The sequence below is a fragment of the Vineibacter terrae genome (genome assembly GCF_008039615.1).
Lineage (GTDB): Bacteria > Pseudomonadota > Alphaproteobacteria > Reyranellales > Reyranellaceae > Vineibacter > Vineibacter terrae.
This window is the reverse complement of sequence record NZ_VDUZ01000048.1, coordinates 43,032-64,023: the sequence shown is the minus strand read 5'-3', so window position 1 is coordinate 64,023 and position 20,992 is coordinate 43,032. Positions and strand designations below refer to the sequence as shown.

Annotated in this window: 21 protein-coding genes and 1 pseudogene; 7 read left to right on the top strand and 15 right to left on the bottom strand. The window is 67.9% G+C overall.

Annotation, left to right across the window (positions count from 1 at the left end; translation table 11 throughout):
* Positions 1-125: 125 nt before the first annotated feature.
* Positions 126-614: pseudogene (locus tag FHP25_RS31705) on the bottom strand (inorganic phosphate transporter); the annotation flags it as partial.
* 270 nt (positions 615-884) lie between these two features.
* Between FHP25_RS31705 and FHP25_RS31700 the strand changes: the two are divergent.
* Positions 885-2,060, top strand: coding sequence for a patatin-like phospholipase family protein (locus FHP25_RS31700; RefSeq protein WP_147851000.1), 1,176 nt, complete (start codon positions 885-887; stop codon positions 2,058-2,060).
* A 10-nt stretch (positions 2,061-2,070) separates the two neighbouring features.
* Here FHP25_RS31700 and FHP25_RS31695 read toward each other — a convergent pair whose 3' ends face one another.
* Entirely contained in the window at positions 2,071-3,300 is a 1,230-nt protein-coding gene (locus tag FHP25_RS31695; RefSeq protein WP_147850999.1) for an MFS transporter, read from the bottom strand.
* A gap of 190 nt (positions 3,301-3,490) precedes the next feature.
* On the opposite strand from FHP25_RS31695, the gene FHP25_RS31690 reads away from it, so the two are divergent.
* Positions 3,491-3,892, top strand: a complete 402-nt coding sequence (locus FHP25_RS31690) for a hypothetical protein (protein ID WP_147850998.1) — start codon at positions 3,491-3,493, stop codon at positions 3,890-3,892.
* Positions 3,893-3,920: 28 nt separating this feature from the next.
* Here the strand turns inward: FHP25_RS31690 and FHP25_RS41030 are convergent, their stop codons facing one another.
* The 4 genes from FHP25_RS41030 to pdxH are packed head-to-tail and all read right to left on the bottom strand — an operon-like array spanning position 3,921 to position 7,261.
* Positions 3,921-4,073, bottom strand: coding sequence for a hypothetical protein (locus tag FHP25_RS41030; RefSeq protein ID WP_178133931.1), 153 nt, complete (start codon positions 4,071-4,073; stop codon positions 3,921-3,923).
* Entirely contained in the window at positions 4,060-5,691 is a 1,632-nt protein-coding gene (locus FHP25_RS31685; protein WP_147850997.1) for a bifunctional aminoglycoside phosphotransferase/ATP-binding protein, read from the bottom strand. The genes FHP25_RS41030 and FHP25_RS31685 overlap by 14 nt, the downstream gene beginning before the upstream one ends.
* An 11-nt stretch (positions 5,692-5,702) precedes the next feature.
* On the bottom strand, positions 5,703-6,653 hold the full coding sequence (locus FHP25_RS31680) for a cation diffusion facilitator family transporter (protein WP_147850996.1): 951 nt from the start codon (positions 6,651-6,653) through the stop codon (positions 5,703-5,705).
* Between the two features lie 11 nt (positions 6,654-6,664).
* Positions 6,665-7,261 (bottom strand): pyridoxamine 5'-phosphate oxidase, encoded by a 597-nt coding sequence (gene pdxH, locus FHP25_RS31675; protein WP_147850995.1) that lies wholly within the window; start codon positions 7,259-7,261, stop codon positions 6,665-6,667.
* Between the two features lie 189 nt (positions 7,262-7,450).
* On the opposite strand from pdxH, the gene fabI reads away from it, so the two are divergent.
* Genes fabI through FHP25_RS31655 form a run of 4 tightly spaced genes read left to right on the top strand, consistent with a single transcriptional unit; the run spans position 7,451 to position 10,530 of the window.
* The gene (fabI, locus tag FHP25_RS31670; RefSeq protein ID WP_147850994.1) at positions 7,451-8,284 is read left to right on the top strand and encodes an enoyl-ACP reductase FabI; all 834 of its coding nucleotides are present in this window, start codon (positions 7,451-7,453) and stop codon (positions 8,282-8,284) included.
* Between the two features lie 15 nt (positions 8,285-8,299).
* Complete coding sequence (gene aroC, locus FHP25_RS31665) at positions 8,300-9,373, top strand: chorismate synthase (RefSeq protein ID WP_147850993.1); 1,074 nt, start codon at positions 8,300-8,302, stop codon at positions 9,371-9,373.
* Positions 9,374-9,380: 7 nt separating this feature from the next.
* Positions 9,381-9,905: a PH domain-containing protein gene (locus tag FHP25_RS31660; RefSeq protein WP_147850992.1), complete on the top strand. Its 525-nt coding sequence runs from the start codon at positions 9,381-9,383 to the stop codon at positions 9,903-9,905.
* 52 nt (positions 9,906-9,957) lie between these two features.
* Positions 9,958-10,530, top strand: a complete 573-nt coding sequence (locus FHP25_RS31655) for a peroxidase-related enzyme (RefSeq protein ID WP_147850991.1) — start codon at positions 9,958-9,960, stop codon at positions 10,528-10,530.
* Between the two features lie 20 nt (positions 10,531-10,550).
* Here the strand turns inward: FHP25_RS31655 and FHP25_RS31650 are convergent, their stop codons facing one another.
* From FHP25_RS31650 to FHP25_RS31630, 5 genes are all read right to left on the bottom strand, one after another.
* Complete coding sequence (locus tag FHP25_RS31650) at positions 10,551-11,603, bottom strand: branched-chain amino acid ABC transporter permease (RefSeq protein WP_147850990.1); 1,053 nt, start codon at positions 11,601-11,603, stop codon at positions 10,551-10,553.
* Complete coding sequence (locus FHP25_RS31645; protein ID WP_218578747.1) at positions 11,600-12,469, bottom strand: branched-chain amino acid ABC transporter permease; 870 nt, start codon at positions 12,467-12,469, stop codon at positions 11,600-11,602. The genes FHP25_RS31650 and FHP25_RS31645 overlap by 4 nt, the downstream gene beginning before the upstream one ends.
* Before the next feature lie 126 nt (positions 12,470-12,595).
* Positions 12,596-13,300 carry an ABC transporter ATP-binding protein gene (locus FHP25_RS31640; protein ID WP_147850988.1) on the bottom strand — a complete coding sequence of 235 codons (705 nt, stop codon included), beginning with the start codon at positions 13,298-13,300 and terminating at the stop codon, positions 12,596-12,598.
* 13 nt (positions 13,301-13,313) lie between these two features.
* Positions 13,314-14,066, bottom strand: coding sequence for an ABC transporter ATP-binding protein (locus tag FHP25_RS31635; protein ID WP_147850987.1), 753 nt, complete (start codon positions 14,064-14,066; stop codon positions 13,314-13,316).
* 169 nt (positions 14,067-14,235) lie between these two features.
* The gene (locus FHP25_RS31630; RefSeq protein WP_147850986.1) at positions 14,236-15,546 is read right to left on the bottom strand and encodes an ABC transporter substrate-binding protein; all 1,311 of its coding nucleotides are present in this window, start codon (positions 15,544-15,546) and stop codon (positions 14,236-14,238) included.
* Positions 15,547-15,711: 165 nt separating this feature from the next.
* On the opposite strand from FHP25_RS31630, the gene FHP25_RS31625 reads away from it, so the two are divergent.
* A complete protein-coding gene (locus FHP25_RS31625; RefSeq protein ID WP_147850985.1) occupies positions 15,712-17,262 on the top strand; it encodes a sulfatase family protein in 1,551 nt (516 codons plus the stop codon).
* A 56-nt stretch (positions 17,263-17,318) separates the two neighbouring features.
* Here FHP25_RS31625 and FHP25_RS31620 read toward each other — a convergent pair whose 3' ends face one another.
* The 4 genes from FHP25_RS31620 to FHP25_RS41025 all read right to left on the bottom strand — a co-directional run bounded on the left by FHP25_RS31620 (position 17,319) and on the right by FHP25_RS41025 (position 20,936).
* Complete coding sequence (locus FHP25_RS31620) at positions 17,319-17,729, bottom strand: VOC family protein (RefSeq protein ID WP_147850984.1); 411 nt, start codon at positions 17,727-17,729, stop codon at positions 17,319-17,321.
* A 14-nt stretch (positions 17,730-17,743) separates the two neighbouring features.
* Positions 17,744-18,940, bottom strand: a complete 1,197-nt coding sequence (locus FHP25_RS31615; RefSeq protein ID WP_147850983.1) for a CaiB/BaiF CoA transferase family protein — start codon at positions 18,938-18,940, stop codon at positions 17,744-17,746.
* Positions 18,941-18,973: 33 nt separating this feature from the next.
* Complete coding sequence (locus tag FHP25_RS31610) at positions 18,974-20,164, bottom strand: FAD-dependent oxidoreductase (RefSeq protein ID WP_231712551.1); 1,191 nt, start codon at positions 20,162-20,164, stop codon at positions 18,974-18,976.
* A gap of 88 nt (positions 20,165-20,252) precedes the next feature.
* A complete protein-coding gene (locus FHP25_RS41025) occupies positions 20,253-20,936 on the bottom strand; it encodes a hypothetical protein (protein WP_178133930.1) in 684 nt (227 codons plus the stop codon).
* Positions 20,937-20,992: the final 56 nt, after the last annotated feature.

Below are 20,992 nucleotides of genomic sequence, written 5' to 3'. Positions count from 1 at the left end.
AAGCGGATGTTCACCCTCGCACACGCCTGACGGGGAAAGTACCACCAAAAATCGCGACCCATGACCTCGGTGCTTTCAAAATCACTCAATCAACTACCCAATAACCTCAGTCCGACAGGCTGCTAGGTGCCGACATTCCACAGGATCGCCGCGATCAGCAGCGCGAAGACCATCGCGAAGCCAGCGTCGGAGCCGACCTGCAGGATCAGCTCGACGGGCAGCAGCGAGATGATGCCGAAGGCGACGGCGCCGCTGGAGACCAGCACGCCCAGGAAGGTCCACAAGCCCGACCACACCACCGCCACATGCGGTGCCAGCGAGTGGGTGTAGATGACGGTCGCCACGGCATTCGCCGTGTCATGGAAGCCGTTCACGAACTCGAAGCCCAGCGCCACCAGCAGGGCGATGCCGAGAAGGAGGAACGGCAGGAACGTCGTCGTATGACCGGGCGCGCTGGTCACGTCCGAATACAGGCTCTGCGCCGTGAACAGGATGCCGCCCGCGAGCAGGACGACAAATATCACCGCCGTGAGTCGATTGACGGGCTTCTGCAGATTGGGCCGTGCTTCCGGCGATCGGCCGGCAAGCCGCGACGAGGCAGCCACGTCTGTCATCGGGTTCTCCTGCCGCAAGGGCGTGCCGGCGGAAGCCGCCGGAGCATCGCAAGTGCGAATCACTAGCGCCGCAAGATGAACATCAGATGAAGGTGACGAGACGCCGTACGCGCATCGAATCGGAGGGCCCGGGAGTCTGACGACTGGCTGACCGCCGCGCACATGATCGACAAGCGGCTGCGGTCATGCTTTTGACAAGGTGCTTGTGACAAAGTGCTCCGCATCGTCGATTCCGCGGCTCTCGCGCAATCACTCCGGAGGCTGATGGCCATGGACACCACCGTTTCGATTCCGCCTGCCGCTGATTCGCCTGCGCGCCCGCGGCGGGGCTGGCGTCCGGAACGCTGCGGGCGTATCGCGCTGGTCCTGCAGGGCGGCGGCGCGCTGGGTGCCTATCAGGCCGGTGTCTACCAGGCGCTGCATGAGGCGGGCATCGAGCCCGACTGGCTGGCGGGTGTGTCGATCGGTGCGATCAACTCGGCGATCATCGCCGGCAACCCTCCTGAGCGCCGCCTGGAGCGGCTGCGCACCTTCTGGGAGCGGATCACCGATCGCACGGTGTGGCTCTACACGCCCGACGGCGACGCCTTCAGGCGCGCGCGCAACATCGCCAGCTCGTGGATGACGATGGCGATGGGGCAACCCGGCTTCTTCAGTCCGCTGGTGCCCGGCCCATGGTTCAGCCCGACGGGCGCCAAGAACGCGACCAGCTACTACGACAGCGAGCCGTTGCGCGAAACCCTGCTGGAGCTGGTCGACTTCGATCTGATCAATCAGCGGGCCAGCCGCTTCTCGGTCGGCGCCGTGAACGTGCTGTCGGGCAACTTCGTCTACTTCGACAACAGCAAGCTGGTGATCCAGCCGGAGCATGTCATGGCCAGCGGCGCGCTGCCGCCCGCCCTGCCGATGGTCAAGATCGGCACCGACCACTTCTGGGACGGCGGCATCGTGTCGAACACGCCGCTGCAGCACCTGCTCGAGCACGACGACTGCGTCAACACGCTGGTCTTCCAGGTCGACCTGTTCAGCGCGCGCGGCGTGCTGCCACGCGACATCCAGGACGTGATGGGCCGCCAGAAGGACATCATGTATTCGTCGCGTACGCGCTACACCACCGACATATACCGCAAGCTGCAGACCTGGAAGATGCGCCTCCATCAGGCGCTCTCCAAGGTTGCCGACGCCGACCTCACCGACGAGGAGCGCAGGCTGAAGCAGCAGCTCGCGGACCTGCCGGAGATCACCATCCTGCACCTCATCTACCAGCAGAAGGCCTACGAGGGGCACGCCAAGGACTACGAGTTCTCCAGCACCTCGATGCGCGAGCACTGGCAGAGCGGCTACGAGGACACCAGGCGCACGCTGCTGCGCAAGAACTGGCTGACGATGCCGCCGGACGGGACCGGCATCGTGGTGCACGACGTCCATCGCGAGGACCACGCGTAGCGCGCGCCCTTCATCCCGCCTCGACGTGCAGCACCTGACGCCAGATCGTCGAAAGCGCCGTCACCAGCACGACGACGCACAGCATGCCGGCGCAGGCCGTCCACATTGCCGTCGGCAAGCTCCAGCTGCGGGCAATGGCGCCCACGATGGGCGCCCCGATCGGCGCGCCGCCCATGAAGCCGAGCTGAAAAAGGGCCAGCACGCGGCTGCGGTGGCTGGCCGGCGTCGCCACCTGCACGATGGTCCGCCCCTGCGTCATGGTCACGCCGGCTCCCACTCCCCAGCAGAACACCAGCAGCAGCAGGACCGGGAACGGCGGCAAGGTCGAAATGGCGAGCAGGACCACGATACCGACGCACAGCGCACCGATGATCGCCCGGCCGCGGCGTTGCATCGTGGCGCCGACGCGCATCATGCCGAAGCTGGCGGCGATGGTGCCGCACCAGAAGGCGAGGTTCACCAGCGCCAGCCGCGCCGAGCCGCCGCCATAGACGTCACGCACCGCGATCGGCAGGACGACCATGAACGTGGCGACGTAGAACAACCCGACCGCGAACAGCAGCACGAGCACCGGCCAGATCTGCGATGACTTGCCGGCCACGCGCACGCCATCCCACAACGCGGCCAGCCCGGTCGGAGCGTCATGGGCGCGCATCGCCGGCGGCTGCGGCGCCAGCCGGAATATCGCGATGCCGCCGGCCAGCATGATCGCCGCCTGCAAGGCCAGCAGCGGCACGGCGCCGACGGCGTCGGCGCTGGTCGCCAGCGCGATGCCGATGAGCTGGGCCAGGAACTGCGCGCCGGTCGCCATCGCCACGGCCCGCGGCAGCGGCAGCGCCGTCACCCGCGGCAACAGCCCGTCACGGGCGGGAATCGCAAAGGCACTGATGGTGCCGGTGGCAAGCCCGTAGACGATCATCGCGCCCAGGCTGAGGTGGCCGCCCGCGGCAAGCGTCGCCAGACCCAGCGACGGCAACGCCGCCAGCCCATGGCAGATCAGCAGCTGGCGGCGCGTGTCGCTGTGATCGGCGACGGCGCCGCCCCACAGCATGAACAGGATCGACGGCCCCATCAGGCACATCTGCACGATGCCCAGCCGATCGGCGGGCTGGTGCAGGACCTCGGCGACGATCCACTGCACCATCACCATGCCGATGCCAAAGGACGCGAACCAGGCGCCGAGGCCCAAAAGATACGGCCGCAGCGCGCTGGCCGCCGCCGCAGATGCACGAGCGGACATCCGGATGAATTCTCCCCACGAACCACGCCCAGGCCAGGCCGGTCCCCTTCAAGACACATAAACAGCTTGCTTGCCAAGCCTCCTTGAAAACCATATTTTGCGCATCGGGTCTAAAAATGGACCCATATCGAGTAGTGTTTTTCAAGAGGCCGGCCATCCGTCCCCTTCGGATCCGGCGGGGGGTCCCAAGATGACCCAGTTCAACCGCGCAACGCTTGCCAAGGTGCTCGACGTCCTCGGCAGCGAGCATGCCGGCGAAGCGCTGGCCGCTGCGAAGCTGGCCACCGCCATGGTCCGCGAGGCGGGTTTCAGCTGGGACGAGGTGCTGCGCGACCTGCCGGCCAGACGTGCCGCTCCGGCGTCGGCCTGGAACGCCGACAGCGCGTCCGCGCCTGGACCCGGCCCGATGGGCATGCGCCGCGAGCGTGACCTCTCGCCCTACGAGCAGTTCTTCATGCTGCTGCTCAGCCCGCGCACGCCCAATCATGTGAAGAAGGAGCTGCGGGGCTGGGAAGCGCGCGTGCTCGATGGCGAGATCACCCCGCAGGAGAAGCAGGACCTGCGCCAGCTCTTCAAGCAATTCGTGGCGTGACGCGAGCTGACAGCGCCCCGCCCCGTCATCAGACCTTTTCATGGGAATCGAGCACGATCCTCTTGTTCTCATCCATCTGATTGGGATCAGCGGCGCCTGCCGGCTGATTGAAGAACGCCAAGACGACGAGGGCCAAAAGGTCTTCTTCATGCTCTCTGCGTGAGGCATCAACCTCGAGCACCGGCCGCGCTCAGCAGAGCCCGGGCCTGCGCCACGACCCGCTCCACGCCATGCCCGGCGTCGATGCGCGGCCAGGTGATATCACCCAGATCATAGCCGCGTTGCCGCTCCACGACCGCGGCGCCGGCGTCGGACGCATCCCCCGTCCGGCGGTCGACGCGCTGGCGCGCGACATCCAAGGGCGTGTCGAGCCAGATGCCGAGGAACGGCACGCCGGCATCCCGTGCCAGAGCCTCGATGGCCGCACGCTCATCGGGACGGGACGACACGGCATCGACGATCACCGCGTGGCCGGCGGCAAGCACGATCCGTGCGCGGCGCAGCAGCTCGGCATAGGTCCGCGCCGAGGCGGCTTGGGTGTAGCCCTCGGGCGGCAGCCGCGCATCCCATGGCAATCCCGCCAGGCGCTTGCGCTCGATGTCGCTGCGCACGATCACGGCCCCGGGCGCAGCGCCAAGCCCCGGCGCCAGCGCGACCGCAAGCGTCGTCTTGCCCGAGCCCGAGAGGCCGCCGATGGCGATCAGCGCCGGTGGCGGTGGCTGCACGAAGCGCAGCGCCGCCTGCTGATATGCCCTCGCCTCGCCGACGCGGCGCTCGCGCGCAGCGGCGTCATCGGCGATCTCGGCCGCCGCGCCTTCCACGAAGGCGCGGATGCAGGCGCGCCGTGCCAGCCACGACGGCATCAGCGCCAGCGCTTCCAGATGCGGCGCGTCCACCGGACCGTCGCTGCGCCACAGATAGTGGTTCAGCACGAAATTGGCCTGCGCCGCCATGTCCCGCCGGTCGAGATCCATCAGCAGGAACGCAAGGTCGTAGAGCACGTCGATGGTGCAGATGCGGTCGTTGAACTCGATGGCATCGAACAGCGTCGGCGCGCCATCGACCAGGCAGATGTTGCGCAGATGCAGATCGCCGTGGACGCGGCGCACGGCGCCGGCCTGCTGGCGCCGTTGCACAAGGGGCAGCAGCGGCTTCAGCACCGCCGGCAGGCGTTCGGCGATCGTGCCGGTCGCGGCGGCGTCGAGCACGGCGTCACGGGCGCGCAGCTCCACCAGATCGGCCGCCACGGAGCGCTCGTAGTCCTGCGCGCCAGCATGCGCATGGCTGACGGGGGCGCTGTCGTGAAAGCGGGCCAGCGCCGCCGCCAGCGCGACCAGCAGCTCCGGTGTGAGCGCCTGGCGCTCGGCAAGGCGCACGAACAGGCTCGCTTCATCGAAGCGCTGCATCACGACCGCCCATTCGCGCGCCTGCGCCTCGTCGCCCACCGTCACATCAGGCTCGCGGACCGATCCCAGGCGCAGCGTACCGTCGTTGCTGGTCAGAACCGGGGCAATGCCGAGATAGAGCGTCGGCGCCGAACGGCGGTTGACCTCGATCTCGGCCGCGCACATGGCGCGCCGTCGCGCCAGGGTGCCGAAATCGAGGAACGGAAACCGCACCGCCCGCTTCAGCTTCACTGCCCGATCACCGACCAGGAAAACCACCGCGCTCTGGGTATCGATTCGGCGCACCGTCCCGGCTGCGCCCTCGCCCAGGGCGGCATAGGCGCCTGGCTGCTCCAAGGCTGCCAGCACGGCGCCCTGGTCCTCGACGACGAAGTCGTGATGCTCGGCCACCATCGTCACCTCATTCAGGTAAAGTGCTGCCGGGCTTCCATGACGCCATGCGGATCGAGATGGAGAATGATCTCGGCCTCGGGGAAGTCGGCGTGGATCGCCGCCTCGATCTCATCTCCCCTGCGATGCGCTTCGGCGAGGCTCGTCCCGGGGTCGAGCTCGACATGGAGCTGGATGAAGCGGGTCATGCCGGACGACCGGGTACGCAGGTCATGCAGGTCGCGTACGGCAGGAAGGCCGCGCACGATCGCCTTGATGCGCTCGCGCTCCCCTTCCGGCAGCTCATGGTCCATCAGCACGTAGAGCGACCGTTTGAGCAGCGTGCGCACACCCAGCAGCAGGTAGAGCGCGATCAGGATGGCGCCGGCAGCGTCCAGCCATGGCGCATCGAATTTCATCGCCAGCACCAGCGTCGCCGCCACCGTCAGGTTCGACGCCAGGTCGCCGGCGTAGTGCAGCGAATCGGCGCCGACCGCCATCGACCCCGTGCGGCGCACGACGTGGCGCTGGAACAGGACCAGGGCCATCGTCAGCACGATGGCCAGCCCGGTCACGGCCAGCGCCGCGTCCTCATGCTCCACCGCCTGCGGCTGCATCAGCCGATCGCCGGCCGCCAGGATCAGGCCCAGCGCCGAGGCAAGGATGAAGCCGGCCTGCGCGAACGCCGCCAGGGCCTCTGCCTTGCCATGGCCGAAGCGATGCTCGCGGTCGGCCGGAGTCAGCGCCTGGCGCACCGCGAACCACGCGATCCCCGATGCCAGCAGGTCCAGCGACGAGTCGACCAGCGATGACAGCATCGCCACCGACCCGGACGCGAGCCAGGCGAGAAGCTTGGCGCTGATCAGCACGCCGGCGACCGCCATCGACGCCCATGTCGCCAGGCGCATCAGGCGCGAGCGAGACGCGCTTGCATCCTCTCCGCCGCCCGCCAGCGGCAGGCTGGCCGCTGGACGGTCGATCGGCATCGCGGGCGCTCCTAGGGATAGAGCTTCTCGGTCTTCCACGCCGTCTCCGCGGGGGTCGCGCGCGTGAAGAGCGTCCGATCATGCAGCCGGAAGGGCATGTCGCGCCAGAACTCGAACAGCGTCGGCTTGACGCGGAACCCGGACCAGTTGTCCGGCCGTGGCACCTTGCCGATCGTGAACCTGGCGGCGTACAGCGCGACCTGCTTTTCGAGGGCGAACCGGCTTTCCAGCGGCCGCGACTGCTGCGAGGCCCAGGCCCCGATCTGGCTGCCGCGCGGCCGGGTGGCGAAATAAGCGTCGGCCTCCGCCGCCGTCGTCGGCTCCACCGGCCCCTCCACGCGCACTTGGCGGCGCAGCGACTTCCAATGGAACAGCAGCGCCGCCTTGGGCTGGCCTTGCAGCTGCACGCCCTTGCGGCTGTCATAGTTGGTGTAGAACACGAACCCGTCGCTGTCCCAGCCCTTCAGCAGGACCATGCGCACCGAGGGCATGCCGTCGGCGCCCACGCTGGCCACGGCCATGGCGTTGGGATCATTGGGCTCGTTCGCTTCGGCCTCCTTGAACCAGGCGGCGAAGCTGTCGAATGGGTCGGTACCGGGCTCACTCATGGCGGTCAATATGGCGGCGCCGGCAGGGGGATACCAGTTGTCGATTGTCCTCAGTGTGCCCACCCCAAGCCCTTGCGGCCCTCCTGCCGCCCGGCTACAAGCAGGCAAGATGTTGAAAAGGCGTGCATTCCGTCGGCTTCCGCATCATGCGGCCGGCAGCGGATCGCCCGCTCAGTGATCGAGGTAGGCATGGCAGCCCCAGGGCAATTGATGGCCGGCAAGAAGGGCCTGATCATGGGCGTCGCCAACGACCGCTCGATCGCCTGGGGCATCGCGCAAGCGGTCCACGCGCATGGCGCCGAGCTCGGGTTCACCTTCCAGGGCGACGCGCTGGAGAAGCGCGTCAGGCCGTTGGCAAAATCGATCGGCAGCGAGTTCGTTGTCCCCTGCGATGTGACCGATCCGGCCAGCATCGACGAGGTGTTCGCCAATGTGGCGCAGCGCTGGGGGCAGCTCGACTTCCTGGTTCATGCCATCGCCTTCTCGAACAAGGACGAGCTGAAGGGCAAATACCTGGACACGACGCCGGATAATTTTGCGCTGACGATGAACGTGAGCTGCTATTCGTTCACGGCCGTCGCCCAGCGGGCGGTGCCGTTGATGAAGAGCGGCGGCTCGCTGCTCACCCTCACCTACTACGGCGCCGAGCGGGTCATGCCGCATTACAACGTGATGGGTGTGGCCAAGGCCGCGCTCGAGGCAAGCGTGCGATATCTGGCGGCTGATCTCGGCGACCAGGGAATCCGGGTGAACGCCATCTCTGCGGGGCCCATCAAGACCCTGGCCGCATCGGGCATTGGCGATTTCCGCTACATTTTGAAGTGGAATGAGCTCAACGCGCCCCTCAAGCGCAATGTCACCACCGACGAGGTCGGCAATGCCGGTCTGTTCCTGCTTTCGGACCTCGGCACGGGCGTGACCGGCGAGGTGATGCATGTCGATGCCGGCTATCATGTCGTGGGCATGATCAAGACCGGCTCGGCCCGGCAGCTGTCGGAGCTGCTGGCAAACTTCGAAGACTAACTTGGCGATCCGGCCATGGCCGGCAACACCTTCGGACACCTCTTCCGCTTCACGAGCTGGGGCGAAAGCCATGGCCCGGCGATCGGCTGCGTCGTCGACGGCGCCCCGCCGCGCCTGCCGATCAGCGAGGCCGACATCCAGGTCTGGCTCGACAAGAGGCGCCCAGGCACCTCGCGCTTCGTGACGCAGCGGCAGGAGCCGGACACGGTCAAGATCCTGTCGGGCGTGTTCGAGGGCGTGACCACCGGCACGCCGATCTCGATGCTGATCGAGAACGTCGACCAGCGCTCGCGCGACTACGGCGAGGTCAAGGACCAGTTCCGGCCCGGCCACGCCGACTACACCTATCTTGCGAAGTACGGCGTGCGCGACTACCGCGGCGGCGGCCGGCAATCGGCGCGCGAGACGGCGGTGCGCGTGGCCGCCGGCGCGATCGCGCGCAAGGTCCTGGGCGACGGCGTCAGCATCCGCGGCGCGGTAGTGCAGATCGGCCCGCACAAGGTCGACCGCGACCGCTGGGACTGGGAGGCCATCGCCGACAATCCCTTCTGGTGCCCTGACCGCCAGGCGGCGCAGCGTTGGGAAGGCTATCTCGACGAGGTGCGCAAGGCAGGATCGTCGGTCGGCGCCGTGATCGAGGTCACCGCCTCGGGCGTGCCGGTCGGCCTGGGCGCGCCGATCTACGACAAGCTCGACAGCGATATCGCCCGCGCGCTGATGAGCATCAACGCGGTCAAGGGCGTGGAAATCGGCGACGGCTTCGCGGCGGCCGCTCTATCGGGCGAGCAGAACGCCGACGAGATGCGGATGGCGGACGGCAAGGCCGTCTTCCTCAGCAATCACGCCGGCGGCATCCTGGGCGGCATCTCGACCGGCCAGGACATCGTGGCGCGCATGGCCGTGAAGCCGACGAGCTCGATCCTGACGCCGGTGAGATCGATCGATCGTTTCGGCAAGGAGGTCGAGCTGCGCACCAAGGGCCGCCACGACCCCTGCGTGGGATTGCGGGCCGCGCCGGTGGCGGAAGCGATGATCGCCTGCGTCCTGGCCGACCACCTGCTGCGCCATCGCGCGCAGTGCGGCGGCTGAGGTCGCCATGGCCGCCAAGCCGCGCCGTTTGGAAGTTCGCCACAGCCAGATGTTTCACATGACCCTGGCCGCCATCGGCGTGGCGCTGCTGGTGATCGCCGGCATTTACGGGGCGGCGGCGCTGATGGGGGAAGCGCCGCTCAGCCAGCGTCCGTCGTGGCTGATGCTGCTTTGCGTGGTGGCGATCCTCTACTACGTCGTCCGCTCGATACTGCGGTTCCGTGACCGCCGACCGCAGGTCGTGATCGATCGCGACGGCGTGCGGCTGGGCTTCGGCCGCGACATGCTGGTGCCCTGGGACGCCATCCAGTGGGCGCGGGTGCGCGGCGTCCGGCCGACATTGCAGCTTGGCGTCGATGCCGAGAGCTTCACCAAGGCCCGCGTATCGCTGTGGAACCTGGACGACAACCTCACCAGCGTTCCCGGCGGCGGCTCGGCGATCGCCGTACGGGCCGCCGGCCTCGACACCCCGATGCGCACCGTGCTCGAGGCCATGCACGCCTGGAAGCCGTCGCTGCGGCCGCACCGCTGAGCTGCGCCCGGCTCGCCCCTGCCCTATCGGGCCCGTACAGGAGGAGACCGTCATGCCGCAACCCGACCATCTGTGGAAGCTCGACATCGATGTCGGCGAGCCGACGGAAGAGGACCTGAAGAAGTACTGGGCCAAGTGCCGCGAGAAGCTCGGCATGGTGCCCAACGTGATCCGCGCGGTATCGCAGAACCCCAGGAAGGCCCGCACCTTCATCGCCATGTACAACGAGCTGATGCTGGGCGATTCAGGGCTCAGCAAGCTCGAGCGCGAGATGATCGCCGTCGTCGTGTCGAGCGCCAACCGCTGCTACTACTGCCTGGTTGCGCACGGTCAGGCCGTGCGCCAGTACGCCGGCGATCCGCAGCTCGGCGAGATGCTGGTGATGAACTACCGCGTTGCCGACCTGCCGGCCCGCCAGCGCGCCATGCTCGATTTTGCCTGGAAGCTCACAGCGACGCCGTTCGATGTCGGCGATGCCGACCGTGACGGGCTGAAGGCCCACGGCTTCACGCCGCAGGACATCTACGACATCTGCGATGTCGTCGCGTTCTTCAACATGTCCAACCGTATGGCGCATGGCACGGAGATGATCCCCAACGCCGAATACCATGCGATGAGCCGGTAGCGGCAGCAACGCACCTGCTGTCATCCGGAGCGCAGCGAGGGATCTGGTCGAAGGGCGTCTCCGTTCGCGGCAGCTCCCTCGCTTCCACCCGGGATGACGGACGTCGCCTGCCGGCGCAGCCAGCGGACCTCCATCAGGCTGCCGAGAATGCCCTTGGGCAGGAAGATGATGAACAGCACCAGCAGCACGCCGTAGACCAGATTGTCCCAGCCTACGGCCTTGGTGCCGAACGAGATGCGCAGGGTTTCGGCCAGCAGCAGCGTGATGATGGCGCCGGCCGTCGGCCCCAGGGACACGTAGATGCCGCCGACGACGACCGCGAACACCATCTGCAGCGACACCGAGATGCCGCTCACCGTGTCGGGCGAGATGAACATCTGGTACTGGCAATAGAGAGCGCCAGCGAACGCCGTCATGACGGCGCTGAGCACCGTGATGCGCAGCTTCTCCTTCGTCACGTTCACGCCGGTGGCCGCCGCCGCGTCCTCGTCCTCCGAGATCGCCTCCAGCGCGTAGCGGCTCATGCTGCGATCGACCAGGTGCCAGATGTAGAGCCCGGCCGCCCAGACGCCCAGCGCGATCAGGTACCAGGTTTCCTTGTCGGTGAACTGCAGCGCCAGCAGCGCCGATTCACCCGCCTTGTGACGCTCCGGCGTGTAGCCCAGCGAGCCGCCGGTGTAGTCGCGCGTCGCCGTGATCACCTGCAGCACGATGCCGCTCAGCGCCAGCGTCACCAGGGCGAAGTAGTGGCCGGTGATGCGGAAGCGGAAGCATGGCCAGCCGACGATCAGCGCCAGCGCGCCGGCGGCCAGCAAAGCGACCGGAATGCCCAGCCACGGCGACAAGCCGACATGGTTCCACAGCAACGCCGTGACATAGGCCCCGATCCCCATGAAGCCGCCGTGGCCCAGCGACACCAGCCCGAACCGCCCCATCACCGACCATGACGTGTAGGCGAACGACCAGATCAGGATCTGGATCATGATGTGCAGCGGATACGGCGAATGGTAGACGAACGGCACCGCCACCAGCACCGCGCCGGCTACCCAGGGGAAATAGGAACGCATGGTCATGACCGCCGCGCCAGCAGCCCTTGGGGCCGCACGAACATCATCACGATGAAGAAGGCAAAGGCCAGCACATAGCCCCACTCGAGGTCGGAGTAGAGGCCGCCCAGCGAGATGATCTCGGCGAAGATGAAGGCGGCGACGAAGCCACCGATCATGTTGCCCAGCCCACCCAGCACGCAGATCATGAAGGTGATCGGCCCGAACGACAGGCCCACGAAGGGGTGCACGTCGTACTGCAGCACCAGCAACGTTGCCGCCAGCCCGGCCAGCGCGCCGCCGACCGCCGAGGTCACGAAATAGACACGGCGGCTGTCGACGCCCATCAGCGGCATGATCTGGCGGTCCTGGGCGATGGCGCGGATCGCGGTGCCGATATAGGTGCGCGTCAGGAACAGGTAGACCACGACCATGGCCACCAGCGCCGCGCCGAAGGCCAGCAGGCGTGCGTAGCTGATGTACATCTCGGCGACGTTGAGCACCGGCAGGCGGATGCCGGCATTGCGGAAGTCGATGCCGAACGCCACGGTCGCCGCGCTCTGCAGGAAGAACAGCACGCCGCCGGTCGCCAGCAGCTGGTTGATCGGCGCCGCGTTGAGCAGCGGCTCGATCACCAGGTAGTGCAGCAGCGCCCCCAGCGCGCCGACGGCCGCCACGGCGATCAGAGCCGCCAGCGGGAACGGCAGGTGATAGACCGTGAACAGGAAGTAGATCGCGTACATCCCGATCATGATCAACTCGGCGTAGCAGATCCACACCACGTCGATGACGCCGAAGATCAGGTTGAGGCCCAGCGCCAGCAGCGCCAGCACGCCGCCCAGCAGGATGCCGTTGATCAGGGCCTCGAGCAGATAGATGTCGAAAATCTGCATCAGCCAAGGCTCCATGCTTCAAGCTTCTCGATCGTCGCCGTCATCCCTCGCTGCGCTCGGGATGACGGTGACGCCCGCCAGATACGCCGCGCTCGGGATGATGGGGTGGTTTGGTCATCGCCCGCCTCACACACCCAGATAGGCTTCCCGGATCGACTTGCTCTCGAGCAGCTCGGCCGACGTGCCCGCCGTGCGGATGCCGCCGGCCTCCAGCAGGTAGGCGCGATCGACCACCTTCAGCACCTGCTGCACATTCTGCTCGACGATCAGCACGGTCAGCCCCCCGGATCGGATGCGCCGCACCAGATCGAACACCTGCTGAACGATCACCGGCGCCAGGCCCGCCGACGGCTCGTCGAGCAGCAGCAGCTTGGGCTCCGACATCAGGGCGCGGCCAATGGCGCACATCTGCTGCTCGCCGCCCGACATGGTGCCGGCGATCTGGTCGCGCCGCTCGCGCAGGCGCGGAAAGAGGTCGAAGACGAAGTCCAGCCGCTGTCGGAACCTGGCGCGTGCCGCCGGCATGAAGGCGCCCATGCGCAGATTGTCCTCGACCGTCATGCGCGCGAACAGCCGGCGGTTCTCCGGCACATGCGCGATGCCGAGCTCGACGATGCGATGGGCCGGCGTCAGCGCCAGGTCCCTGCCCTCGAAGGCGATGGCACCCTTCTGCGGTCGGATCAGGCCAGAGATCACCCGCATCAAGGTCGTCTTGCCGGCGCCGTTCGGGCCGATCACGGCCACGGCCTCGCCGTGCCGCACGTCGAGCGAGATGTCGAACAGGGCCTGGAATGCGCTGTAGCCGGCGCCGACGGATTTCAGCTCCAGCATCGCCGTTGCCGCTCTAGCCGCGCGCCGCGGCCAGCGCCTGCACGGCCGCGGAGTCGGTGCCGAGATAGACCTCGACCACGCGCGGATCATGCGCCACGGCGCTGGGCAGGCCTTCGGCGATCTTCTCGCCATGGTCCAACACCATGACCCGATCCACGATGCGCATCAGCACGCCCATGATGTGCTCGACCCAGATGATCGTCATGCCCAGCTCCTTGCGGATGCGGTCGAGCATATCGGCGGCCTGGTCCATCTCGTGCTCGTCAAGTCCGCTCAGGCTCTCGTCCGCGAGCAGCAGCTTGGGCCCGGTCGCCAGCGCCTTGGCCAGCTCCAGCTTCTTCAACCCCGCAGCCCCCAGGCCGTCGACCCTGGCATGGCGGTCGCCGGGCAGGCCGACCAGCGCCAGCGCCTGCTCGGCGGCCGCGAACGCCTTCGATTGCGAGTGGCTGCCCTGGCCGTAGAAGCCGGCCAGGGCCACGTTCTCGAAGATCGACAGCCGGCGGAACGGACGCGGGATCTGGAACGTGCGCCCGATGCCGCGGTTGATGATGCTGTGCGGCGATACGCCGGCGATCTCGCGGCCCTCGAAGCGGATCGAGCCCGCCGTCGGCGATAGCGTGCCTGAGAGCATGTTGAAGATCGTGCTCTTGCCCGAACCGTTGGGGCCGATAAGGCCGAGGATCTCGCCCGGCTCGACCTTGAAGGAGACACCGTTGACCGCCGTGAAGCCGCCGAAGCGCTTCACCAGTCCTTCGACGTTCAGCACGAGGGCCTCATGAGCATGAGCATATCCTCCCCCAACTTCGTTGGGGGAGGTGGCCGAAGGCCGGAGGGGGAGCAGACGTGGTCTTTGTTATCAAGATCGCCACGCCTCCCCTCCGCCCCTTCGGGGCACCTCCCCAGCAAAGCTGGGGAGGACAGCTCCGCGTATGGAATCACTTCGCCGCGTACGGTGACGATGGCGGCAGCGGCAGGACCGGTTCGCGCAGCTGCAGGCTCTTGGGCCATACGACATACGCGTTGTCGTCGATGTACTGGGTGATCACCGGGAAGGCGCGAGCGTTCTGTCCCGCCATCAGCCCTTCCCCTTCGAACTTCACACCGAAGCCGAGCATGGAGCCGCCCTCGGGCAGGTCGACCTCGAGCGCCGCCTTGCGCAGGGCGTCGGCATCAATGCCGCCGTGCTTCTTGATCGCCCGCGGCAGCACCTCCGAAAGCAGCACATAGGTGTTGCTCGCCGCCATGCCGACATGAGCCGATTTCAGCGTCGTGCCCGGCCGCGCCTTCTCGTATTCGGCGCCGATCATCTTGACCAGCGGCGGCAGCGCCGGCGCCAGCGCCTTCTCGTTGGCCAGCCAGATCGAGATCGGATCGACGTTGAAGACGTAGTTGACGTCGCTGCCCAGCGACTCCTTCAGCTTGGCGTAGACGCCATATCCCGCCCCGTGCCCCACCAGGGCGCTGAACCGCAGCCCCTGCTCGCGCGCCTGGCGCAGGAACAACGTGATGTCGGGGTTGTAGCCGGTGTGGAACACAACATCCGGCCGGGCGCGCTTCAGCTTGGTCACCAGCGCCGAGAGATCAGGCGCGGTGGCGGAGTAGCCTTCATTCAGCACGACGTTCAAGCCGGCCTTCTTGGCGCCCTCCTCGTTACCCTTGGAGACGTCGACGCCGTAAGAGCCGTCCTCATGGATGATGGCGACGCGCAGATCCTTGGGCTCCTTGCCGAACTTCGCCTTGGCGTTCTGGGCGATGAAGTCCGTCGACATCAGGCCGAACTGCCGGCCGCTGGGCTGCGGGCGGAACACGTATTTCAGATTGCGGTTCTCCAGCACCGCCGAGGAGATGCAGGTCGTGATCCACATGAATTTCTTCAGCTGCTCGGCCCGTGCCGCCACCGGCACGCACTGGGCCGACGAGAAGAAGCCCAGCAGCATGTCGACCTTTTCCTGCTCGGCCAGGCGCACCGCCTCGTTGATCGCCACGTCGGGCTTGCTCTGCGCATCGGCGTAGGCGGCCTCGATCTGGTAGCCCTCGACGCCCCCCTGCTTGATGAAGTGGTCGATCATGATCTTGGCGCCGAGCGCATGCAGGTCCGAGCCGCCGCCGGCCAAGGGTCCCGTGTAGTCGTACACCACGCCGATCTTGAACTTCTTCGTCTGCGCGTGGACCGCCGGCATCGTCGCCGCCATTGCGATCGTCGCAGCCACGCAGCACGCAGCGCGCGCCAAGGCACGTAGCGACATCACACCCTCCCAGATTGAAGCCTTCTCATTCATTTCTTGGCGGCGATCACACGGGCAACCTGGCCTCCTTGTCAAGAGGGGCGGACCGGTAAATCGGCGGCATCACGCCATGGCATGCCCATTCGCGATGCGCCATCATGCGGCCGCTTGAGGGGGGGGAACGACATGGGCCGCAAGATCCTTTTCATCACGACCGACCAGCAGCGCTACGACGCGCTCGGCTGCAACGGCGGCAAGGTGGCGCGCACGCCGGTGGTGGACCGCTGGGCCGCCGAAGGCATCCGCTACACGCGCGCGCACGCCCAGAGCGTGGTCTGCATGCCGGCCCGCGCGACCATGTCCACGGGCCAGCATGTGCGCACGCATGGTGTGTGGATGAACGGCGTGCCGCTGCCGGCCGACGCGCCCAGCGTCGCGCGCCACCTCCATGAGAGCGCGGGCTATCGCACGGCGCTGTTCGGCAAGGCGCATTTCGAGCCGTTCCTCGACCCACAGCGCCGCTTCTACGAGAACCGCATGGCGACGCTGGGCGAGACCGGCCCGCATCGCGGCTTCGAGCGCATGGAGCTGGCAGCCCATACCGGGCGCGGCGGCCTGCTCCACTATCCGGTGTGGCTGGCGAAGACCCATCCTGACGCCGCCGCCGGCTTCTACCCCATCCTCAAGATCCCCAGCTTGGAGCAGAACGCTGCCGGCGGCGGTGATACCGGCGCGATCCAGGTGCAGCACAACCCGATCGCGCGCAGCCTCTACCACACCGACTGGGTCGCCGACCGGGCCATCGCCTGGCTGGACTCGCTGCCGGCCGATGCCGACTGGTTCTGCTGGGTGAGCTTTCCCGATCCGCACCATCCCTGGGATCCGCCGCAGTCGGAAATCCACCGTCACCGCTGGCAGGACGAAGCGTTGCCGGCCAACTGGCCGGCAACGCGCGCCGACGCCGTGGCCCTGCTGCGGGACAAGCCGAAACACTGGCTCGACTGGTACGAAGGCCGCCTGGTCACCAATTTCGAGGCGCCGCCGGACTTCGTGCCGGCATCCGTCACCGCCGACCAGCTGCGCGAGATCAACGCGCTGACCCATGTCGAGAACGAGCTGATCGACGAGGTCTGCGGTCGCGTATGGGCGGCCGTCGCACGGCGCGGCTGGGGCGATGACACCGACGTGATCTTCACCACCGATCACGGCGAGCTGCAGGGCGACTACGGCCTGCTGTTCAAGGGGCCCTACCATGTCGACTCGCTGATGCGCCTGCCGTTCATCTGGCGGCCGGCGACGAGTGCCGGCGTTGCGCCGGCGACGGTGGATCACCCGGTCGGCCAGATCGATCTCGCGCCCACCTTCTGCGCCATCGCCGGCCTCGAGGCACCCCAGTGGATGCAGAGCCGGGCGCTGCCCACGAGTCCGGCCCAGGCCGATGCCCAGCGCCGCGAACGCATCATCACGGAATGGGATTCCGAGTTCAAGGGCATCACCATGCACCTGCGCACGATCTATCGCGACGGGCTGGTCTGCACGGTCTACGAGCAGAGCACCCTCTATCCAGGCGACGGATCGGTTGGCGAGCTGTACGACTGCCGCCACGATCCGCTGCAGCGCCGCAACCTGTGGACCGACCCGGCATGGCAGGCCCGCAAGAAGGACCTGATCGCCGATCTCTACGACCACCTGCCGCCGGCGCGCTCACCGCGGCTGGAAGCGGTGGCCAGCGTGTGACGGCGGACGAAGGCCGCGAAATCGGTGTTGACGTTCTCGACACCGACCTTGGTCCGCTACGCGCCAGGCGCGTGGCACACGGCCTCGACGTTGTTGCCGTCGGGGTCCAGGATGAAGGCGCCGTAGTAATCCGCGTGATAGTGAGGGCGCAGGCCGGGACCGCCATTGTCCTCGCCGCCCGCCTTTAGGCCAGCCGCGTGGAAGGCGTCGACCACGCCGCGATCCTTGGCAAGCAGCGCCAGATGCGTGGGGCCGGACAGCAAGGGAGTGGCGTCCGCCGGTGGTTCCACGATCCACCAGTCGACCTTCTGGCTGCCGTCCGCCCGCGTCCAGCCGAAGCCTGCGACCTTCGCCCCCTCGTGCTCGAAGTCGACCATCAGGCTGTAGGACAGCGGCGCCAGCGCCGCGGCGTAGAACGCTTTCGATTTGGCATAGTTCGTGACACGCAGCGTGATGTGGTCGAGCATGGTGAGCCTCCTGATCAGGCGCCGACGGCTGCGATCGTGCCGGCAGCGGCGAGCCGGCTGATGTCGGCATCAGCATAGCCCAGCTCGCGCAGTACTTCGCGTGTGTGCTGGCCGATCACCAGGGGCGGATCGCGGTCCTTGCCCATCGCCCGGCCATCCAGGCGCAGGGGCAGCAGCGGCAGGCGCGCAACGATATCGCCCGGCATGGTCGTGGCGGCGAGCTGGCCGGTGGCGGCCAGGTGCGGATCGTCGAGCAGGTCCTGCGGCCGCGCCACGCGGGCATAGGAGATGTCGGCCTGCTCGGCCAGGCGCTCGACCTCGGCGATTGGCCGCGCCGCGATCGCCTGGCGCAGGATGGGCAGCAGCCAAGGTCGCGCCGTGATGCGATCGTTGTTGGTGGCCAGGCGTGCATCGCCTTTCAGCGCCTCGAGGCCGAAGACGTCGATGAAGCGCCGCCACTGGCCGTCGCTGGTGACACCGATGAAGATCTGCGCGCCGTCGGCGGTGTCCATCGGCTCGTAGACTGCCCACGACGAGAGCCGCTCGGGCATGGGCGGCACGGGGTGCCGCAGGACGGCCGAGGCGGCGAGGTGCGTGCCCATCAGCAGCACCACGGACTCGAAGAGCGCGCTCTCGACATGACCGCCCTTGCCCGTGCGGTCGCGCTCGCGCAGCTTCAGCAGTACGCCCAGCGCGCCGAAGGTGCCGCCCATGATGTCGATGACCGAGGCGCCGGCGCGCAGCGGCTGGCCGACCGGCCCGGTCATGTACGCCAGGCCGCCCATCATCTGCACGACCTCATCGAGCGCGCCGCGGTGCTCGTACGGGCCGGCAAGGAACCCTTTCAGGGCGCAGTAGATCAGCCGCGGGTTCAATTCGGCGCAGCGCTGCGGCCCGTAACCGCGCCTGGTCATGGTGCCGGGCGCAAAATTCTCGATCAGCACGTCGGCGCGGCGCACGAGCGCGTCGACGGCATCCCGGCCCGCCGGCGTCTCGACGTCGACTGCGATCGCGCGCTTGTTGCGGTTCAGGAAGCCGAAGAAGCCGACACCGAAACCTTTCAGCCGCCGCGTGCGATCGCCGTCGACCGGCTCGACCTTGACGACGTCGGCGCCGAGATCGGCCAGCACCATGCCGCAGGTCGGCCCCATCACCGTGTGCGAGAACTCAACCACGCGAACACCGCTCAGCGGCAACGGAGCCAACGTCATCTGCCGTCCTCGAGTTGAGCCAGGGACAAAATTTCAGAGCCACTGCGCCGTGCGCGTCGGCACGCGCCCGTAAAGCTCGGCGATCGTCGCGACCGCCGCTTCCGCTTCCTGGCGGTCAGGAATCTCGTTGGCGATGCCGTAGCCGAACATCTCATTGTCGCCGATCTGCTGCACGACGATCCCGTCCGGCCGCGGCAGCACCGACACGTGACGATAGTAGAGGCCGTAGCGGACCTCCGGCTGCGGCGCCAGCCAGGTGATCTGGCCGCGCACCGGGGTGATCGACTCGTCCTTCCACAGCGCCCGTGCGCCATAGCCGGTGCAGTTCACCACCACCGGTTCCCGCAGCCGCCCGAGATCGGCCGGCGTATGGAAGGTCATGGCCTCGATCCGGCCGCCCTCCAGCAGGAAGTCGGTGGTCAGCTGGTGCATCAGGGCGGCGACATTGAACTGCATGGACGTCCCCTGCCGGACGCGCGCGACCGGAAACGGATGCTCGCCGGCGGCGAGCATCCGGTAGTGCGGCACGATATCCAGCAGGCGGCCGCCGTAGCTGGCGAAATGAACCGTCTCGGCCGCCGGCGGCGGCGCCGGCCGCCCCGGCGGGGCATTGTCGAGCAGCACGAAGCGATCGCTCCATGACACCGGCTCGCCCGGCAGGCCGACATAGGTCTGATGGATGGCGTAGGACGTGCGCGCCATCTCCTCCCACAGGGCCGGAAAGCCCGGCGCCACCCTGTCGGCGTCGGCGATGCGCGAATCGGGCGACCAGGTTCCGGTGGCGCGCGCCGACCGGGTCTGGGGACCGCGCTCCTGGGTGTAGATCGTCACCCTGGCGCCGGCGCGGCGCAGCAGCAGCGCCGATGTCAGGCCCAGGGCGCCGCAGCCGATCACCGCGACATCGCGCGTGCCGCCCTCCAGCGCCCGACGCGCGGCGATGGTGCTCGAGCCCCAGGCCAGCGACCAGCCGCTGCCGCCATGGCCGTAGTTGTGGACCACGCGCTTGTTGGCGACCGTCTCGACGTCCAGTCGCGGACCGGCGGCACGGAAGGGACGCAGGCAGACGCTGATGCGCGTGATGCGCTCGGCCTGCATGCGCAGCGGCGCCAGCGGCGGTACGGCCATCGTGCCGCTCGTCGCGGCACAGCCCGCAAGGCCGGTCATGCCCAGCCCGCCCAGGCCCATGATCACAGCCCGCCGGCTGCTCCTCGCCGCCCCGATCACACCGCCCTCTTTGCCGTCTCGACGAGGCGGACCCTAGCGACGGCAGGACAGTCATGCCAGATGAAAGCCTCTGCAAAAACCGAGGCGCTCAGGTCGACGGCACGCCCGGCGCCCCGCCGAACCACTCATGCGCCCACTTGAACAGCGGCAAGGTGGCGGCCTCGGCCAGCGCCACGTCGGCGAAGCCGGTGCCGACGAAGAATGCTTCCTGCTTCGGCACGCCATGATCGCGCAGGAGCTTCAGCACCGCCCCGGCGCGCGGATCCCGGCGACCGGCCGGCGCAGCCTCGGCGATGCCGATCGCCGCGACCTTGCCGTCCAGCGCGCGGTTGAGCTCGGCGGCCATCGCCGCGCGGGCCGCGTCGTCCTGTACCCCGTGCAGCAGCGGGTCGGCGAGCAGGAAGAGACGGCCGCCGAAGCGCGCGATCTTGGCCGCCATCTCCGGCCGCGGCTCGGCTTGGAGCCCCGCCCCTGCCCGCCTCAGGCGCGCCACCAGGCCCAGCGGCAGGATGGCGGTCGACAGATGGCTGCCGGTATCCAGGATCACGGCTGTGAGCTCGCGGTAGGTGATGCCCAGCCTCTCCGCCTTGGCCAGCCGCAGCATCGCCACCTCCGGCTTGGGTGCCTTCCAGGCCTTGGCGACGGCCCGGCGCCACGTCCAGGCTTCCCACGACATGTCGAAGGGCGGCCCGCCGTTGTGGCCGATCCCCGGCCGGCGCAGCAGCATCTCGACTTGTGGCGCGAAGGCACGCCGATCGTAGCGGTCACCCATGGCGTTTGCTCACCTCTCAATCTGCCTGAAAAACATGCAAGTTGCGCGCCAACCGG

Excerpts from the sequence above, each read along its gene's own strand:
- FHP25_RS31690 (WP_147850998.1), top strand. The coding sequence starts at position 3,491 with ATGACCCAGTTCAACCGCGCAACGCTTGCCAAGGTGCTCGACGTCCTC.
- FHP25_RS31700 (WP_147851000.1), top strand. The coding sequence starts at position 885 with ATGGACACCACCGTTTCGATTCCGCCTGCCGCTGATTCGCCTGCGCGC.
- FHP25_RS31615 (WP_147850983.1), bottom strand. The coding sequence starts at position 18,940 with ATGACGTTGGCTCCGTTGCCGCTGAGCGGTGTTCGCGTGGTTGAGTTC.
- FHP25_RS31625 (WP_147850985.1), top strand. The coding sequence starts at position 15,712 with ATGGGCCGCAAGATCCTTTTCATCACGACCGACCAGCAGCGCTACGAC.
- FHP25_RS41025 (WP_178133930.1), bottom strand. The coding sequence starts at position 20,936 with ATGGGTGACCGCTACGATCGGCGTGCCTTCGCGCCACAAGTCGAGATG.
- pdxH (WP_147850995.1), bottom strand. The coding sequence starts at position 7,261 with ATGAGTGAGCCCGGTACCGACCCATTCGACAGCTTCGCCGCCTGGTTC.
- FHP25_RS31650 (WP_147850990.1), bottom strand. The coding sequence starts at position 11,603 with ATGACCATGCGTTCCTATTTCCCCTGGGTAGCCGGCGCGGTGCTGGTG.
- aroC (WP_147850993.1), top strand. The coding sequence starts at position 8,300 with ATGGCCGGCAACACCTTCGGACACCTCTTCCGCTTCACGAGCTGGGGC.
- FHP25_RS31645 (WP_218578747.1), bottom strand. The coding sequence starts at position 12,469 with ATGCAGATTTTCGACATCTATCTGCTCGAGGCCCTGATCAACGGCATC.
- FHP25_RS31695 (WP_147850999.1), bottom strand. The coding sequence starts at position 3,300 with ATGTCCGCTCGTGCATCTGCGGCGGCGGCCAGCGCGCTGCGGCCGTAT.
- FHP25_RS31660 (WP_147850992.1), top strand. The coding sequence starts at position 9,381 with ATGGCCGCCAAGCCGCGCCGTTTGGAAGTTCGCCACAGCCAGATGTTT.
- FHP25_RS31620 (WP_147850984.1), bottom strand. The coding sequence starts at position 17,729 with ATGCTCGACCACATCACGCTGCGTGTCACGAACTATGCCAAATCGAAA.
- fabI (WP_147850994.1), top strand. The coding sequence starts at position 7,451 with ATGGCAGCCCCAGGGCAATTGATGGCCGGCAAGAAGGGCCTGATCATG.
- FHP25_RS31655 (WP_147850991.1), top strand. The coding sequence starts at position 9,958 with ATGCCGCAACCCGACCATCTGTGGAAGCTCGACATCGATGTCGGCGAG.
- FHP25_RS31685 (WP_147850997.1), bottom strand. The coding sequence starts at position 5,691 with ATGGTGGCCGAGCATCACGACTTCGTCGTCGAGGACCAGGGCGCCGTG.
- FHP25_RS31630 (WP_147850986.1), bottom strand. The coding sequence starts at position 15,546 with ATGTCGCTACGTGCCTTGGCGCGCGCTGCGTGCTGCGTGGCTGCGACG.
- FHP25_RS31680 (WP_147850996.1), bottom strand. The coding sequence starts at position 6,653 with ATGCCGATCGACCGTCCAGCGGCCAGCCTGCCGCTGGCGGGCGGCGGA.
- FHP25_RS31640 (WP_147850988.1), bottom strand. The coding sequence starts at position 13,300 with ATGCTGGAGCTGAAATCCGTCGGCGCCGGCTACAGCGCATTCCAGGCC.